The organism is Marinococcus halotolerans DSM 16375, assembly GCF_000420725.1.
Taxonomy (GTDB): domain Bacteria; phylum Bacillota; class Bacilli; order Bacillales; family Marinococcaceae; genus Marinococcus; species Marinococcus halotolerans.
This window is the reverse complement of the sequence record NZ_ATVM01000008.1, coordinates 1-15453: the sequence shown is the minus strand read 5'-3', so window position 1 is coordinate 15453 and position 15453 is coordinate 1. Positions and strand designations below refer to the sequence as shown.

Below are 15453 nucleotides of genomic sequence, written 5' to 3'. Positions count from 1 at the left end.
AACTTCTTTCTCGAAACTACGAAAACGGAGACTCATAGGGAGCCTATTTCCTTTAAGGAAAGAAAGGAGGAAGGAAGGGAGCGCCTTTCCCTTCTTACATTCAAATGAAAAACAGCCAAAGATTTTATATTGTTTCAGTAGCGCTTGTCGCTTCATTGGGGGGACTGCTTTTTGGGTACGATACAGCAGTTATTGCCGGAGCGGAACAATCAGTGCAGCTGTATCTGGTGGACAGCTTAGGGCTGGGGTCGCTGGTCCACGGCTTGACCGTCTCAAGTGCTCTTGCCGGTTGTATAATCGGGGCTTTGATATCAGGCATAATAGCGAACAGTATCGGCCGGCGGAACACTCTGATTATTGCCGCGACTTTATTTGCTTTGTCAGCCCTGGGTTCTGCTTATCCGGAGCTGTTCTTTTTCACCCGGGGCGAACCGACATTATCTTTGTTAATTACATTTAACCTGTACCGTATTCTCGGTGGTATTGGTGTAGGCCTTGCCTCGGCGATCGCGCCGGTATACATCAGTGAAATGAGTCCTCAGCACATTCGGGGAAAGCTTGTGGTACTCTACAACATGGCCGTCGTTTTCGGGCAGACTGTAGTTTACATCGTCAACTGGTGGATCGTGCGGGGACAGTCAAGTGCATGGGTTGATGACACTGGCTGGAGACTGATGTTCGCCTCAGAGCTCGTGCCGGCAGCGCTGTTTTTCTTCCTGTTACTATTTATACCGGAAACGCCAAGGTACCTGGCTCTTAAAAATGCAGATACCCAGGCATATAACGTCCTGGAAAAATTACAGGGATCCAAGGAGGCCGCAAGCCGTACACTTTCAAGCATCCAAGAGTCACTCAACACCAAAACCCAGAAGGTTAATCTGTTTTACTACGGAAAACTAGTTCTGGTTGTAGGCTTTACCATTGCCGTTTTGCAGCAGTTTATCGGGATCAATATTATTCTTTATTATGCTCCGCGTATTTTTGAAAGCCTCGGTGCTGGACAGTCTGCTTCGATGCTGCAAACTATATTAGTAGGGGCTATCGGCGTCGTTGTTTCCTTAATTGCTATTCGCCTGATTGACAGAAGCGGAAGGAAATTCCTGCTTCTGCTGGGGTCTGCAGGATGTGCGATTTGTTTGTTTACTGTAGCGACCCTGTTTTTTACAGGCATCTACGGCGTGGCGACACTCATATTCATTCTAGGATTTGTGGCGTTTTTCCAAATGACCTGGGGCGCTGTTACCTGGGTAATGCTTTCAGAAATATTTCCAAACAAAATCAGAGGACAGGCTATGTCTTTAGCTGTGACACTCCTCTGGGGTGCTAACCTGACAGCTTCAGCTACCTTTCCGCCGCTAAATGCAGCCTTTGGTGTCGGTTCGTTTATGATTTACGGTGCTGTCAGCACATTCGCCTTTTTCTTTATATGGAAATTCGTGCCTGAAACAAAAAATAAATCGCTCGAAGAAATCGAGCAGATCTGGTTTGATAAAAAATCTAAAAGCGATCAGGATAAAGCAGATAAACAGGCCAAGTCTTCTTGATGCAGCGAAGATGCCAAGTATTTTTAAAAACATGCTGTCTTTAAATTAAAAGCGTAAGTTTGAAAAGCCGGATAATCTCCGGCTTTTCGCAACTGAAAAACACTGCCGGAAAAAGCTTGGAGGCAGGTCGTGAATAAAACGCAGGTAATTGAATATACCGCATTTATTTGTTTATAATTAACCGTCAATAAGTATAAATGATGAAGGAAAGAGGGAAGTCAATAAGGAAAAGAAAGAGGAGAAAAATGAAACCAACCATCTACGATGTGGCAGAACGGGCAGGAGTTTCGATTGCTACAGTGTCAAAAGTCATCAATGACAAAGCCGACGTCGGACAGAAAACAAAAAAACGAATACTAAAGATTATAGAAGAAGTAGGGTATCATCCGAGCATGGTAGCCTCCGCGCTCACAGGCAAGCACACGCATACCATCGGGCTGGTGATCCCTGACATTGCAAACCCTTTTTTCGCGGAGCTTGCAAGAAGTGTAGAAGACACCGGACACGCAAATGGATACAGCGTAGTTATATGCAACACAGATAACGATCCGGAAAAGGAAGTCCAGTATTTGTGGTGGCTTAACCAAAAAAAGGTGGATGGAGTGGTTCTTGGCACCGGTATGCATAATATGGAAGCCCTAAAGGAATTTATGAACCAAGACATCCCTGTAGTGCTGGTCTCCCGTGACATTCCGACCCTTGCTGTCAGCACTGTACTGGTGGATGATTTTCGGGGAGGCTACCTGGCTGCCCAGCATCTGCTTGGTTTAAAGCACCAAAAAGTACTGCTGCTGGTTGGCGATTTAGATAATTCAAGCGAACAGAACCGTTTGAGAGGATTTTATGCAAAATTTGAAGAGGCGGGAATCCCTAAAAAGAATGTTAAAATTATCGAAGAGCTGATGACTACCCAGCAGGCAGAACAGGCTGTAATGGAAGCGCTGCGAAAAGACATTAATGTCAGTGCGGCATTTGCTCTTACAGATTTTCTGGCGATAGGAAGCATCCAGGGGGCGAGAGGAATCGGAAAAAGCGTGCCGGAAACCTTTTCTGTAGTAGGATTTGATGATACGTTCATTGCTGTTTTAAGCCATCCGCCACTGACTACGATCTCCCAGCCAATTGTGGAAATGGGAGAAATTGTTACCCAGACGCTTGTAGACCAGATTAAAGGAAAAAAACAATCAAGCAGAACGATTATTTTGACTCCGGAAATAAAAGTACGGCAGACTACAGCCGAAAACAAAATGACTCTGCAGGAGCCTGTTCAATGAAGCACCAAAGCCTGGGTACAATAAAAAGCAATGCCTTTCCAGCTTAATGGAACGGCATTGCTTTTTTTGTGGCTAATTGCTTTTACTGATCTCAGCCTGCCGGATTTCGGATTTCGTTTGTTCGATCAATTTGTCACTCATATTAGCCATAGCCTGAGTATGAGGGTTGTAGCTGAAAAAGATAGCTGGAAGAGGAAAAGAGGAGTCTTTTGTTTCAGCCCAAACCTCTTCAATTTCTTCCGGCAGTTCATAAAAACCTACAGCCCATACGTCCGGGAGCACATGACAGTGGCTGTCCCGAAGGTTCACGCTTTTTCCATTACCAAACAGTTGTCCCCGGGTGTAGTGCCGTTCCACTAACGTGCCGTCCTTCTGAAGCATCACTGCCCGGTATTTTGTTTCTTCCATAGTAATTGACCTTCTTTCTGGGCGGTTAATTTATTCAATGCAATCTAAGCCTTATATTCCCGGTGAAAAGTAAAAATAAAAGTATTGATAGAGGAATATGGCTTTTAATGCCGGCTATGCTCCAGGTCTTTGTCTGAGTTGATAGGTTACACTTTAAGCCTGCAATTAGTGGCAAATAAAAGCAGTTTTCTTGTAATATTTTTGTAATGTAATGGTTTTCAAAAGCTTTTTTATACGATAGGATGGGAAAAAAGAACCGATAAAATCGTAAAAAGCAGACTCGCCAGGTAATCTGATAGTAGTGGAGGGGTAGCTCTTGCTGGAAAATAGAGAGTATCAACAAACAATATACGAGGGCGTTAATCCAGCAATTATAAGAGAGGTTGGATACGGGGAAGCGGTAATATACAGTGCGCTTGTAAACGAATTTAAAGATCAGACTGCTTATTTTGGATTTCTGGAGGATGGATGGTTTCACTGCCTGGAGGCTGAACTTGCAGCGCAGACAGAGATGTCAGAGCGTTATACGCGGAAAAAAGTTAGAAAATTACAACGATTAGGACTTGTAGAGAAACAAAAGCTGTATGGTGAGAATCTTAATTACTATCGTTTAGCCATATAATGAAAACGAGGAGGAAGTATATGCCTCGTAAAAGCGTATATGATGTAGTCATAAAGGAGCAGGATACATTGCATATCAGCAGTAGTTTTATCCAACAGACGAGTGTTGATCACGCTACTGTGCTCTACCAGCTGGTTCAGGCCCATGAGAACCATCCGGAACAAAGGTGGATCGCCCGGTCGCTCGATTTTCTTGCCTCAACGTGCAATCATTTTGTCACGAAAGAGGATGTAGAAAATATTGTAAACGATTTACGCTTTTGGGGATATCTTCAGACATGGGAAGAAAAAAAGCGGCTGTACTTTAAACTGAATAAAACAGAAGCCGGGTCAAAACGAAAGTGACACAGCTAAGTTTTTGTCTGGTTACAGGGGCATTTGTAAATGCTGCTCTTAAAATCATAAATACTGTAACAATCCCTTCGAGATTGCTTAACTCTTGAAGGGTTATTTTTTATGCCCGCATTAACGTCAGTCATCACTTTTTTTAACAGTTAAAAGCCTTTTTTAGTGATAGCTGTCTTGTTCTCCTCAGGAGAAAGGCGGCTGTTTTATTTATCGGCGGCTATTGAAAAATAGGAGTGAAAGGAAGTTTTGTACTTATTAAGTTTGATTTCGGGGTATATAAGGTAAAGGCTGTTAAACACAGGAAGAAATTTTTGGCAATTATTAATCTGTGCTAGAAATTTTTTAAAAATTTCCGGGAACGGGTGGGAAATGAGGGATAACCGATGGCTGTACGAGAATCAACTTCCGATAAGTTCCAGGAATCGGCAGTAGTCATCGTCGATAATGGGGGAATGGAAGAAAAGGTAAATCTTCGGGTTTTGAGTAATAAAGCTATTAAAGCATTGGCAAAAGACAGCGGCTTAAAAATTAAATCAACCAGAAAACAGGATATGATTGATGAAATTATGAATCAAACGGCCGGGTCTAAACTGACGATTCATAATGAGGAAACAGAAAAGGCAGAAAATACTTCCGCCAGTCAAAAAAATGAAGAGAATTACGCCGGGGTCATTATTACGAATAAAGATGGGAATGAAGAAGAAATTAACCTTTATTCCATGGAAAAGCCGGCGGTTAAAAAACTGGCGACAAATAGTGGACTGCAAATAACGAAAGAGGACAAAGAAGGCATGATTCAGGAAATTATGAAGCAGGTTAACGAGGCGGATCACGGGAGTGACGAAACATCTGCTGAGAATAATAACGAATCCCTGTCTGAAAATACAGTGCCGGAAAGTGAAGCAGAGACCGGCAGCAAAGAAAAATCGGCTCCAGCGTCCTCTTCTTTTCTATCGAAAGCTGCACATGAGAGGCTTGTCCATGAAGTTACACATACACTGGCTGTAGAATGGAAAAATGACATGTATACAGAAGTCAAAGAAGAACTCAAACAGCAGGTAAAAAATGATTTTATGGAAAATTCCTGGGAGACTTTAATGAAAGAAATTAAAGCCGACTCCGCGAAAAACAGCAAAAGCATAAAAAAAGCTTCGTCTATCAAAGCCCGTGCCGACAGATAGAGATTTAGCAGGGTCATTTAGATTCGGGCATTAAAGAAAGGGGAAAACATAATGACTGATAAAAAAGATAAGGTTACCTATGGGCTGATGGCAGCCGGAAGCTTGATCGGAGGAGCCATTCCGATGATTACGAAGGGAATAAAAAAGAACGACAGCGGGGAGGAATCGTCCGAAGAGCCGAAGGAAAAAACCGAAGCTTCGGAGGAAGAAAATGAAGGGAGGGCCTCTTCCTTTTTGAATAAACCGCTGAAAAAAGCTGGGGAAGCCAAAAACAGCGTAAAGCAGACCGCAGAAAAATCGAAAGCAAAGATTCCCGGCATGTCAGGCTCGTCTTCAGAGAATAAAAATGAAAAACAGGCGCCTAAAAAAGCAAGAATGGTTTCTAAAAATGAAGCCAGGCCGCAGTTAAAAAATGCTGGAAACGCGTCGGGCTCAGCCTCCAAAGGAAAGCCAGCGCCTTCTAAAAAGAAAAAATCCAAACAGAATGGCCCACGGCTTACCGAAGTAATGGACAGCGTCAATGCATTTTTCGAAAACTACGTAGCTGATGAACCAAAACGTATCACTTCTACAGAAGAAAAAGACGGTGTATGGCACGTAAAGATTGATGTGCTGAACAACGATGGCAGAAAAACAAAAGTAGAAACGTACGAAGCCACCGTAGACGAAGACCTGGAGGTTACTTCATATAAGCAGGTGAAATAAACCTTACTATAAAGATTCAACGGTGCACGTTCCCATGCAGCCTTCTCAAAAGAAGAGCTGCATGGGCTTTTTTAGTTATTGGCAGGCCGTAGAAAATCGTAAAAATTAGTGGATTTACCCCGTATCAGCAAATTTCAAAAGCATTTCCTTCATTTATTTCAAATAATGTTACGTAAAAACGGTCTTTTTGTAATAGTGGCGTAATATTTTAAATATAGTTCCCCAGGTGATGAGTACAAATACGGCAGTTTTACGTAGAATATGTGCGGAAAGCCCCTCTAATTTTACATAATATGAAAAACTATTAAGGTTAGATTACAACTAAATTAATGTTATTGCCATTTGGGCTTTTTCAAGGCATAATCGGTAGCGTTGTGTTTGAGAGACGGCACAAAAAAACAGCAGCAGTAAAACAATATGATAAGCAATGCAGTGACGACGTAAAGGCAAGTAAACATATAGGCAAACTTTTCAATGGCTTTCGTCATTAGGGCGAATAAACAAATTAATTATATTTTATGGGGGACGATTCACATGATGAAAAAAACATTGTTCGGTACAGCAATTACAGCAGGAGTAGTATTCGGAGCACCACAGGCAGCAGACGCTTCGATCGGTGATCATGGTTCTATGACTTACGGCGACGTAAACTCTTCTGTTGCAGAGCTTCAGGATACGCTGAAAGAAAAAGGATACTTCCACGGCTATACTGGTTCTACATTCGGTCCTAGAACGCTCAGTGCTGTAAAAGACTTCCAGGAAGCTAACGATATTTCTTCCCCAGCAGGTGACTACTTCGGCGTTGCCGGCCCACAAACACAGGCAGCTCTTGGCGGCTCTTCTGATTCCTCCAGTGAGTCCAGCGAAGAAGTAGCAGGAGCGTCGACGTCCGAGTCCTCTGAAAGCACTGGCGGCGGCGACACTATGACGATGGAAGCTACCGCATATACAGCTGAATGTGCCGGCTGCAGCGGCATCACTGCAACAGGCGTCAACCTGAACAACGACCGTGACGCCAACGTCATCGCCGTAGACCCGGACGTCATCCCGCTCGGCTCCACAGTAAAAATCGAAGGCATGGGCACGTATGAAGCAGCAGACATCGGCGGAGCGATCAATGACGACCGCATTGACATCCACGTACCAACGAAATCCGACGCATTCGCGTTTGGTCGTCAGGACGTTGAAGTAACAGTAGTAGACTAATTATCATAATAGCAGACCGAAGCTGGGGTTTATTCTCCGGCTTCGGTTTTTTTAGGCTCAAAAAAGGTTATAGCTTTTTTTGTATTGTTTTAATTGTTTTTCTGCGCTCATAAACGGTTATTATATTAATAATAATGATTTTAATCTTCGTCTAATAATGATAATCTATATTTGGTGTAAAATTATTGGAAAAGATGCCTCCCTGACGTGAACAAAATATGGCCGGAAGATTTCCGCCAAAAGGAGACGTCTTTTTCTATTATGTAGGGAGTAGGAAAGAAATGAATAAACAACAGGGTGAAAAAGACATCATTTTAATCGGGGCCGGTATTATGAGTGCAACATTAGGTGCACTGCTAAAAGAGCTGTCTCCGGACTGGAATATTAAAGTGTTTGAAAAGCTGGAAAAACCGGGTGAAGAAAGCTCGAATGAATGGAACAATGCAGGAACCGGACATGCGGCTCTATGCGAATTAAATTATACGAATGAGCAGCCGGACGGGTCTGTAGATATTAGTAAGGCCATCAGCATCAATGAAAAATTTCAGGTATCCAAACAGTTTTGGTCCTATCTGGTCAAAAGTGACTTGATCCATAATCCACACGGCTTTATTATGCCTCTGCCGCATATCAGCTATGTGCGCGGTGATCACAACGTCTCGTTTCTCCGGACGCGTTACGAAAAAATGTCTGCGCATCCGTTATTTTCAGGAATGGAATTTTCGGAGGATCCGGAAGTACTTGAAAAGTGGATGCCGTTAATGATGAAGGACCGTCAGATCGAAGAACCGATAGCTGCTTCTAAAATTGCAGACGGAACAGATGTGAATTTTGGCTCGTTAACGAGTCAACTGTTTAGTCATCTCGAAAAGAATAATGTAGAGATGAAATATAACCATGATGTGGATGATATTACGCGTAACGAAGACGGCGCCTGGGAAGTGAAGGTGCGCAATCATCAAAAAGAGACGCTTGAGCTGCACGAGGCGGATTTTGTTTTTATTGGCGGAGGCGGCGGAAGCCTGCACCTGCTGCAAAAATCCGGTATTCCAGAAGGGAAGGGCATCGGTGGTTTTCCGGTAAGCGGCCAGTTTATGGTCTGCCAGAATCCGGATGTCGTTAACGGGCATTTCGGCAAAGTGTACGGCAAAGCGCCCGTCGGCGCACCGCCAATGTCTGTGCCGCATCTGGATACCAGGTACATTAATAACCAGGAGACACTTTTGTTTGGCCCGTTCGCCGGCTTCTCTCCAAAGTTTTTGAAAACGGGATCATTGATGGATCTATTGAATTCCGTCAAACCGGATAACCTGATTACGATGATGGCAGCGGGAGCTAAAAACATTCCATTAACAAAATACCTGATCTCGCAGGTAATGCAGTCAAAGGAACAGCGGATGGAAGAGCTTAGGGAATTTGTTCCAAGCGCTAAAACCGAGGACTGGGAGCCGCTTGTAGCAGGGCAGCGGGTACAGGTTATTAAGGACACCGAGGAAGGAAAAGGCATTCTGCAGTTTGGCACAGAAGTGATCAGCGCGGAGGACGGCTCTATAGCTGCGCTCCTTGGTGCATCTCCGGGTGCATCTACTGCAGTCTCTGTAATGCTTGAAATCATTGAAAAATGCTTCCCGCAGCATCTTGATGATTGGGAGCCAAAAATAAAAGAAATGATCCCTTCATACGGTATTAACCTGTCAGAAAATCCGGAGATGATTGAGGAAATTCACAAGTCTACCGAGCAGGTGCTTGGATTAAAAAATCAAAAACAGCCGCAAATGACGTAACGGCGATGTTAATTATTTTTAAAGCCTCTTTTCAGTTTAAACAGCTGAAAAGAGGCTTTTTTTGATGGGCGGTGAAAGTAATCAGGAGATCATGTATTTAGAAAAAGTACTCCCGGTAATAATAGATTGTTATTATTAAAGTGAGAATGGTATACATAAGCGCTGCGAAGAAGGGCATCGAAGATCGGAGCCCGCTGCGGGCTTCTGCTTCCATTCGAATACCAGTTTCCCCTGAGTCTGCATGCGAACGGCATCCGAGGAGAAGCCGCCGGATGACGTGAACCAGCCAATCAAAATCACTGCGGCCAGTTCGATTAGAAACGAAAGTTCAATAAAGGCCACAGAAAAAAGGAAAGATGTGAGCCAGTTGATGGAGAGGATGGCTATCAGCGTTATCAAACCGGATAATAATTTCTTCATAGCAAAGTCTCCTTGGATAGTCATGGGCAGCCTAGTGCTTTTCATAAGGATAAACAAAAATTGGAATTTTGTAAATATTTCATGGAGCATTTGTAGGTATTTAAGCACCGGAAAAAAGTAGCTGAAAATAGGAAATTATATACCGGAATTTTAAACACTGGTTTGATAAGATTCTTTATATCAAAACAAAAAGAGATGATAATAAAGGATGGAGAGAAGAAAGGATGAATAAATCAACTGCATTTTTATTGGTAGTATCTATTATCGCAATTTCTTTTGCAGCGATATTTGTAAAATGGTCTGAAGCCCCGGCTACAATTCTCAGCATGTACCGCATGTATATTGCCAGTTTGTTTCTGCTTCCGTTTGTCTGGTTAAAGAGGCACGATTTCAAAAACATCAAAAAAGAGGAGTGGGTGCTTTTCGTCTTTTCAGGTGTTTTCCTTGGCATGCATTTTGCGCTCTGGTTTGGTTCATTAAAGCTGACCACGGTGGCAAGCTCCACCATTATTCTGGCCCTTCAGCCAGTAGTGGCTCTGGCTGGGGGATTTCTAATTTATAAAGAACGTGTCAGCGTGCCGCAGCTGATTACGATCAGCCTTTCGATTGTCGGGGTAGTCATTATTGGTCTGGGTGACCTTGGACGCAGCAGCAGCTCTGCATTAACCGGCAACCTGCTTTCCTTTTTAAGTGCGATAGCGGTGGTCGTCTATTTATTAATCGGCCAGCGTGTCGTGAAGCGGGTATCGCACTGGCTGTACAGCTTTATTGTGTTTTTTGTGGCAGGAATATCGCTACATGTTTTTAATGCAGTCTCGGGTGTAACGGTGCGGGGATACGGGGCTGAAGAATGGCAGATATTTATGCTGCTTGCGATTCTTCCGACGATTGCCCATGTTATTTACAATCACCTGTTGAACTTTATTAACACGTCCACCATTTCCATGACGATTTTAGGAGAACCGGTTGGGGCTACGATCCTGGCATTTTTTATTCTGGGAGAAGAAGTTGTCGCCCTGCAGATTATTGGTGGGTTTATCGTGCTCCTCGGGGTCGGATTATTTTTGATTCAGCAGCAAAAAGCATATCAGCTGTAGAAATGATAATTATAATTTAACGACCGGATAATAAAGAAGAATTGCTTGTTTATTTAGATCAGCTTTATTACCGTGAAAACTCTCACATCCAATGATTAATGAAGAACCGAAACGGAAATAAACGAAGAGAAGCAGTTATGTTTCTGCTGCTTCAAATCTTTTTGCACGCGAGTGTTTAAACAGGAGGAGTAATTTAATGGCTAATCAGCCGAAAAGTTTAGAAGAGCAGTTTGACGGGCAGGCCGAAGCAGAATTAATGCCGATTGCAAAGTATTACTTTGAATTAAAACGGCAGGACAAGAGCGTGCACTGGGAGATTTCCATCGTGGACAAGGACGATGAAGAAGATCTTTTTATTGGTTGGGCTGAAGAGTTGACCAACCGGAGCAATTACATTGAAGTAGATCCCATTCGGGCTGAGGACGGAGAAGACGCTACCAACCAGGTCATCCAAAAGATTAAAGAGCATATTTAACAAAGAAGTACAAAGAGAAATACTGAAAATAGGATAATCATCGAAATAAGACAAGACTGAACCAATTCCAGTCTTGTCTTATTTTATTAGTGAACGCCTCAGCAGCATCTTTATAATCATTCCCACTCATAGTTTTATCGAATTACGTATAAGCATAAAAAGTTATCGATCATCGATAAATTTAAGGAAGTTGTTTTGAAGGTATAACTTTTGGTTATATCTTTATCCATGATAAGTATGCCCTTCGCGGGTTCTTTTTAATTTTTCTCGGCCCAAGAGCCATCGCAAACACTCCGACGGCTCCGTAGACAGCGAAGGCCCAGGAATAATTAAATGCTCCGATTAACGCACCAGCAAAGAAAGAGCCAAGCACCTGACCGAGTGCAAGGAGCAAAAAAGGAGTGCCGATCCCAAGAGAAGCGTTGTTGATAAATACCCGGATCCCCCAGACCATTAAGACGCCGGTAATAAAAATGTAGGAGGAGCCAAAGCATGCAGCTGACAGGTAAACCAGCGCCCGTTGTTCAGGAAACAGGGTAAGCAGTAAGGAGGCGGCACCGATAACCAGACTCGCCCATTTGTAAGCAAAGGGGAGACCCAGTTTTTCGATTAAAGCACCGGAAAACCCGCCCAGCACCCCTGAAGCTCCGATAATAATCCAAAAAAGGGAGGTTTCGCTGCCGCTATACTGATTGGTGGAGGATAAAAAATCGACAGAAAATGTCCAGAAAGCAGCAGTGGAAATTCCTAAAATGGTGGAACAGACGACTAAAGGGGTTGCTCCTTCAACGCCTCGAAAAGAGAACTTTCCCCGCTCGAACATTACTTTTGGCTTTGGGCCGAGGGAAGGAATCATTATCGCATTCCATATAAATGCTATCAGAGCAATACCCGCATAGATCATATATGTCAGCCGCCATTCGGAGGCGAGGAAGAGAGCTCCCGCTCCTGAAAGCGCAAGGCCCATACTTGTACCGGAATTAATCCACGTGTTAGCTTTGCCCTGCTGCTTTTCCTTAAGCCAGAGAGAAATTGCAGCTCCGTATGGAGGCGAAACAAATCCTGTGCTGGCTCCGGCAAGCAAAACGCCAGCGCCAAGAAACCAAACGTTTGGGCTCACACTCATCATCACCAGGCCGAGAAAGGCAGAAGCGCCGGCAGCGAGGACCATCCCCCGTGGCCCTTTTTCCGTAGTAAATACCGTGGCAGCGACAATGGCAAAGCAATAGGAAAAATAAAATAGTGACGAAATGAAGCCGGAAGTAGAGGGGCTCATGTCCAGGTCTTCACTAATACCTGGCAGAAGCAGTCCATAGCTGAACCGGGCCAGGCCGTAAGCGACAGCAATCATAATAATTCCCGGGGCGACTAGTGCAGAAAAGCGCAATTTCCATAAACCTCCTTTTAGATAGAACGACCTTTATAATAAAGTGATAAAAAAATAAGGCAGTTAGGTAACTATTTTTTTTGCCATAGCTAGTGAATATTCGGTCGCCTGTTCAGCGCCTATGAGCGTTGTCATCGATGTTGTGCCTTCGAGCAGCAGGGTAAAGTAATGGGCGAAATCATTGTGATTTTCTTCACCAAGACGAACCGCTGACTGCTGTAAATATTGCAGTAATTTTTCTTTATGTGAACGTGCAATACTTTCAATGCTGTTATCTGTGCCGGCGTAGTCTTCAATGGCCCGCAGAAACATGTCCCCCTTATAGGATTCTTCCTTCAGCCAGGTTCCGTGTGCTTTGACGACAGTGATAAAGGGGTGATCATTCTCGTCACGCACGAAATTGTCCAGATAAGACCAGTATCTTTCTTCCCGCTGCTTCAACACTTCTTCAACTAAATGCTCCTTGGACGAAAAATGATTATACAGTGTCATCGTTGCAACGTCCGCCTCCTGAATAATTTGCTTCAAGCCGACGCCGCGAAAGCCGTGTTCATAAAAAAGTCTTTCCGATACTGTTAAAAGTGCCTTTTTTTTCGCAGAAATAGCCATTGGATGCTCCTTTATTAGATAGAACGTTTATTATAATTTAGAATATCATCCGAAGCGTTCATATGTCATTATTTTTAATTATTTGCGGGGAAGCCGAAAGACAATTTCCGTGAAATGATAAAATATAATTAAGGATTATGTTGAAATGCCTGAGAAATAACGAAAATTTTAGTTGGAAAATGATACTGGAGAAATAAAATTGGAAGGAGAGAAAAATACGGATACCGAAATAAAAGAAGCATTTGTATGATTACATAAAAGATGAGCAAATTAGAAACACAGCTTTTAATTTAATTGCACGCATAGATAATCCCGCGTACAAGAAAAAATATTTAACCATTTGGAAGTGAATTTTAAACTTTTATATAGTGATACATGTATTAAAATTTTTTAGTGAGTGGGAGCATGTTTCTGAACGAAGGCCACATCACTGTTTTTAGGTGATGTGGCAGAAAATATTGTGAGGGAGGGGGATAAATAGAAGAGCTACATTTTAATACAGGATTTTTGTGAAATTTGAAAATTAAGATTATTGATAAAATTTTCTTTTCGTCAGTTGATCTGTTAATTATTAATAAATTTTCCTGAAGATAAAGATAAGCACGGAGTGAAGAATCATAATTCCGGTAATCAAATACCACATGGCGTCCCTCCACGCATCTCCGTCCAGCGGAACCACGAAGTCCTCGATTAATCTGACCACCACCCAGCCAGCGAGAAACATGGGAAAAATAATCGAATACGAGCGGTTGATAATTTCACGCCCGCGTTCATCCTTGCCCTCTTCGCCGTGTTGAAAACGAAGCCAGACGAGGATAGAGAAAATGACGACGACTAAATACGGGTAGAAAAACCATTCCATGCTAATCCTCTCCTTTCAAATTGTATTGAAAAATATCTTCAATGCCAGTATCGAACAGGTATGCCAGTTCAAATGCTAATTTGAGCGAGGGGCTGTATTTGTTTTTTTCTAAGGAAATAATAGTCTGGCGGCTCACACCGATTCTCTTTGCAACCTCGGCCTGGGAATAGCCTTTTTTAGCCCGGAATACCGACAGCTGATTAGATAGTTCACCGAGTTCATTCATTCATCTATGACCTCCTTAGGTTTATGGTAATATATTTTTAACATAATGTCAAAAATATATTACATACGTATTTATATTTATAGCTGTGTGAGATTAGAAGGGGAGCAGATTTGGAGGGAGTTTTAATTAAACAAGCTTTATCAGGGTATGCTTATAATGACGGAAAGAGGGATATATATGAGAATATTTGATGCACACTTCCACATTATTGATTTTAACTTTCCCATTACCGAAAACCAGGACTACACGCCCCCGGAATACCTTGCAGAAGATTATCAGAAGGATACAGCCAAGTACGACCTCCAGGGCGGTGCAGTGGTATCAGGTTCGTTCCAGGGGTTTGACCAGGGTTATTTAATAAAAGTCCTTCAACAACTGGGGCCCTCGTTCTGCGGAGTAACTCAGCTGCCGTCGAGTGTCAGTGATGAAGAGGTTTTACAGCTGCATGAACGAGGCGTGAGGGCGCTGCGGTTCAACATCCGGCGGGGCGGGCCCGAAGACATTCCCAGGCTCGATTACCTGGCCCGGAGAGTGTATGAGACAGCTGGGTGGCACAGCGAGTTTTATATGGATGCCAGAGGGCTGCCGGAAATGGCCTTCATTATTGAAAATTTACCTGCTGTATCCATCGATCATTTGGGGTTGTCGGAGGAAGGGCTGCCTCATCTACTGAAGCTAGTGGATAAAGGCCTCAGAGTGAAAGCCACCGGCTTTGGACGCGTGGGACTAAATGTTGCAAATGCTTTAACATCTATTTATAACACGAATCCAGAGGCTCTGATGTTCGGCACTGACCTGCCATCGACAAGAGCCCCGAGACCTTTCCAGTACGAAGATGTTCAACTGATTCAAAATTTATTTGACGCCCAAGCGGCTGATAAAATTTTATATTCAAATGCGTTGAACTGGTATGGGAAGTAATTGAATCATGTGTGTAGAATCTACTGAATATGGACCTAATAAAATAATTAAAAGTAAACAAAAAACGGGGACCGTCAATAATTTTGTGTAAACGGCTGTCCTCTTCCAGCCTTGAAGTTAACCCTGCCGTTGAAACATCTCTTCCAATTGATGTTGGGCCTGGGCGAAGCCCAGGTGGCAGCGGGTGGAAAACTTTTGATTGTACGCGTCGAACCGGCTGACCAAAAACCGTTCGATGGATGCTTCATTCGGAAACTGTTCTTTGCGTTTAACGTATTTTTTCAGCTGCTTGTTGAACGATTCGATGAGATTGGTGGAATACAGGCTCCGCCAGATGGCGGACGGGAAATCATAAAAGGTAAGTAACGTGGGGTGCTCGTCGAGC

The 15453-nt window shown here is 43.3% G+C and carries 18 protein-coding genes; 11 read left to right on the top strand and 7 right to left on the bottom strand.

The genetic code is table 11. The features are described from left to right. The first annotated feature begins 104 nt into the window (after positions 1 to 104). Together G548_RS0107450 and G548_RS0107445 are read left to right on the top strand one after the other, a co-directional pair. Positions 105 to 1544, top strand: coding sequence for a sugar porter family MFS transporter (locus G548_RS0107450; RefSeq protein WP_022793535.1), 1440 nt, complete (start codon positions 105 to 107; stop codon positions 1542 to 1544). A 245-nt stretch (positions 1545 to 1789) separates the two neighbouring features. Further along, the gene (locus tag G548_RS0107445) at positions 1790 to 2818 is read left to right on the top strand and encodes a LacI family DNA-binding transcriptional regulator (RefSeq protein ID WP_022793534.1); all 1029 of its coding nucleotides are present in this window, start codon (positions 1790 to 1792) and stop codon (positions 2816 to 2818) included. A gap of 72 nt (positions 2819 to 2890) precedes the next feature. Here G548_RS0107445 and G548_RS0107440 read toward each other — a convergent pair whose 3' ends face one another. Further along, the gene (locus tag G548_RS0107440) at positions 2891 to 3226 is read right to left on the bottom strand and encodes a hypothetical protein (protein ID WP_022793533.1); all 336 of its coding nucleotides are present in this window, start codon (positions 3224 to 3226) and stop codon (positions 2891 to 2893) included. Between the two features lie 316 nt (positions 3227 to 3542). Between G548_RS0107440 and G548_RS0107435 the strand changes: the two genes are divergently transcribed. The 6 genes from G548_RS0107435 (at position 3543) to G548_RS0107410 (ending at position 9071) form a co-directional block, all read left to right on the top strand. Beyond that, positions 3543 to 3848 (top strand): hypothetical protein, encoded by a 306-nt coding sequence (locus G548_RS0107435; protein ID WP_022793532.1) that lies wholly within the window; start codon positions 3543 to 3545, stop codon positions 3846 to 3848. A 20-nt stretch (positions 3849 to 3868) separates the two neighbouring features. After that, positions 3869 to 4192: a hypothetical protein gene (locus G548_RS0107430; protein WP_022793531.1), complete on the top strand. Its 324-nt coding sequence runs from the start codon at positions 3869 to 3871 to the stop codon at positions 4190 to 4192. Positions 4193 to 4578: 386 nt separating this feature from the next. After that, positions 4579 to 5376: a hypothetical protein gene (locus G548_RS0107425; protein WP_022793530.1), complete on the top strand. Its 798-nt coding sequence runs from the start codon at positions 4579 to 4581 to the stop codon at positions 5374 to 5376. A 51-nt stretch (positions 5377 to 5427) separates the two neighbouring features. Next, complete coding sequence (locus G548_RS0107420) at positions 5428 to 6081, top strand: gas vesicle protein (RefSeq protein ID WP_022793529.1); 654 nt, start codon at positions 5428 to 5430, stop codon at positions 6079 to 6081. Positions 6082 to 6615: 534 nt separating this feature from the next. Further along, complete coding sequence (locus tag G548_RS17640; protein WP_022793528.1) at positions 6616 to 7287, top strand: 3D domain-containing protein; 672 nt, start codon at positions 6616 to 6618, stop codon at positions 7285 to 7287. 218 nt (positions 7288 to 7505) lie between these two features. Continuing rightward, positions 7506 to 9071: a malate:quinone oxidoreductase gene (locus G548_RS0107410; protein ID WP_281163398.1), complete on the top strand. Its 1566-nt coding sequence runs from the start codon at positions 7506 to 7508 to the stop codon at positions 9069 to 9071. A gap of 135 nt (positions 9072 to 9206) precedes the next feature. Here the strand turns inward: G548_RS0107410 and G548_RS17635 are convergent, their stop codons facing one another. Beyond that, positions 9207 to 9491, bottom strand: coding sequence for a hypothetical protein (locus G548_RS17635; RefSeq protein ID WP_022793526.1), 285 nt, complete (start codon positions 9489 to 9491; stop codon positions 9207 to 9209). A 224-nt stretch (positions 9492 to 9715) separates the two neighbouring features. Here G548_RS17635 and G548_RS0107400 point away from each other — a divergent pair, with 224 nt between their 5' ends. Both G548_RS0107400 and G548_RS0107395 read left to right on the top strand, forming a co-directional pair. Then, positions 9716 to 10588: a DMT family transporter gene (locus G548_RS0107400; protein ID WP_022793525.1), complete on the top strand. Its 873-nt coding sequence runs from the start codon at positions 9716 to 9718 to the stop codon at positions 10586 to 10588. Positions 10589 to 10784: 196 nt separating this feature from the next. Further along, positions 10785 to 11063, top strand: coding sequence for a hypothetical protein (locus G548_RS0107395; RefSeq protein ID WP_022793524.1), 279 nt, complete (start codon positions 10785 to 10787; stop codon positions 11061 to 11063). A 214-nt stretch (positions 11064 to 11277) separates the two neighbouring features. On the opposite strand, the gene G548_RS17630 is transcribed toward G548_RS0107395, so the two are convergent. The 4 genes from G548_RS17630 to G548_RS0107375 form a co-directional block, all read right to left on the bottom strand. Beyond that, a complete protein-coding gene (locus G548_RS17630; RefSeq protein WP_022793523.1) occupies positions 11278 to 12450 on the bottom strand; it encodes an MFS transporter in 1173 nt (390 codons plus the stop codon). A 63-nt stretch (positions 12451 to 12513) separates the two neighbouring features. After that, entirely contained in the window at positions 12514 to 13059 is a 546-nt protein-coding gene (locus G548_RS0107385; RefSeq protein WP_022793522.1) for a TetR/AcrR family transcriptional regulator, read from the bottom strand. A 571-nt stretch (positions 13060 to 13630) separates the two neighbouring features. Then, positions 13631 to 13921, bottom strand: coding sequence for a hypothetical protein (locus tag G548_RS17625; RefSeq protein ID WP_022793521.1), 291 nt, complete (start codon positions 13919 to 13921; stop codon positions 13631 to 13633). 1 nt (position 13922) lies between these two features. After that, positions 13923 to 14147, bottom strand: coding sequence for a helix-turn-helix transcriptional regulator (locus G548_RS0107375; RefSeq protein WP_022793520.1), 225 nt, complete (start codon positions 14145 to 14147; stop codon positions 13923 to 13925). Between the two features lie 177 nt (positions 14148 to 14324). Here G548_RS0107375 and G548_RS0107370 point away from each other — a divergent pair, with 177 nt between their 5' ends. Further along, positions 14325 to 15068, top strand: a complete 744-nt coding sequence (locus G548_RS0107370) for an amidohydrolase family protein (RefSeq protein WP_022793519.1) — start codon at positions 14325 to 14327, stop codon at positions 15066 to 15068. 117 nt (positions 15069 to 15185) lie between these two features. Here the strand turns inward: G548_RS0107370 and G548_RS17620 are convergent. Next, a partial coding sequence (locus G548_RS17620; protein ID WP_022793518.1) for a transposase occupies positions 15186 to 15453 on the bottom strand: 268 nt, incomplete at its 5' end.

Bases quoted from the DNA above. Each gene is read 5' to 3' on its own strand.
- G548_RS0107450 (WP_022793535.1), top strand. From the start codon at position 105: ATGAAAAACAGCCAAAGATTTTATATTGTTTCAGTAGCGCTTGTCGCT.
- G548_RS0107445 (WP_022793534.1), top strand. From the start codon at position 1,790: ATGAAACCAACCATCTACGATGTGGCAGAACGGGCAGGAGTTTCGATT.
- G548_RS0107440 (WP_022793533.1), bottom strand. From the start codon at position 3,226: ATGGAAGAAACAAAATACCGGGCAGTGATGCTTCAGAAGGACGGCACG.
- G548_RS0107430 (WP_022793531.1), top strand. From the start codon at position 3,869: ATGCCTCGTAAAAGCGTATATGATGTAGTCATAAAGGAGCAGGATACA.
- G548_RS0107425 (WP_022793530.1), top strand. From the start codon at position 4,579: ATGGCTGTACGAGAATCAACTTCCGATAAGTTCCAGGAATCGGCAGTA.
- G548_RS0107420 (WP_022793529.1), top strand. From the start codon at position 5,428: ATGACTGATAAAAAAGATAAGGTTACCTATGGGCTGATGGCAGCCGGA.
- G548_RS17640 (WP_022793528.1), top strand. From the start codon at position 6,616: ATGATGAAAAAAACATTGTTCGGTACAGCAATTACAGCAGGAGTAGTA.
- G548_RS0107410 (WP_281163398.1), top strand. From the start codon at position 7,506: ATGGCCGGAAGATTTCCGCCAAAAGGAGACGTCTTTTTCTATTATGTA.
- G548_RS17635 (WP_022793526.1), bottom strand. From the start codon at position 9,491: ATGAAGAAATTATTATCCGGTTTGATAACGCTGATAGCCATCCTCTCC.
- G548_RS0107400 (WP_022793525.1), top strand. From the start codon at position 9,716: ATGAATAAATCAACTGCATTTTTATTGGTAGTATCTATTATCGCAATT.
- G548_RS0107395 (WP_022793524.1), top strand. From the start codon at position 10,785: ATGGCTAATCAGCCGAAAAGTTTAGAAGAGCAGTTTGACGGGCAGGCC.
- G548_RS0107385 (WP_022793522.1), bottom strand. From the start codon at position 13,059: ATGGCTATTTCTGCGAAAAAAAAGGCACTTTTAACAGTATCGGAAAGA.
- G548_RS17625 (WP_022793521.1), bottom strand. From the start codon at position 13,921: ATGGAATGGTTTTTCTACCCGTATTTAGTCGTCGTCATTTTCTCTATC.
- G548_RS0107375 (WP_022793520.1), bottom strand. From the start codon at position 14,147: ATGAATGAACTCGGTGAACTATCTAATCAGCTGTCGGTATTCCGGGCT.
- G548_RS0107370 (WP_022793519.1), top strand. From the start codon at position 14,325: ATGAGAATATTTGATGCACACTTCCACATTATTGATTTTAACTTTCCC.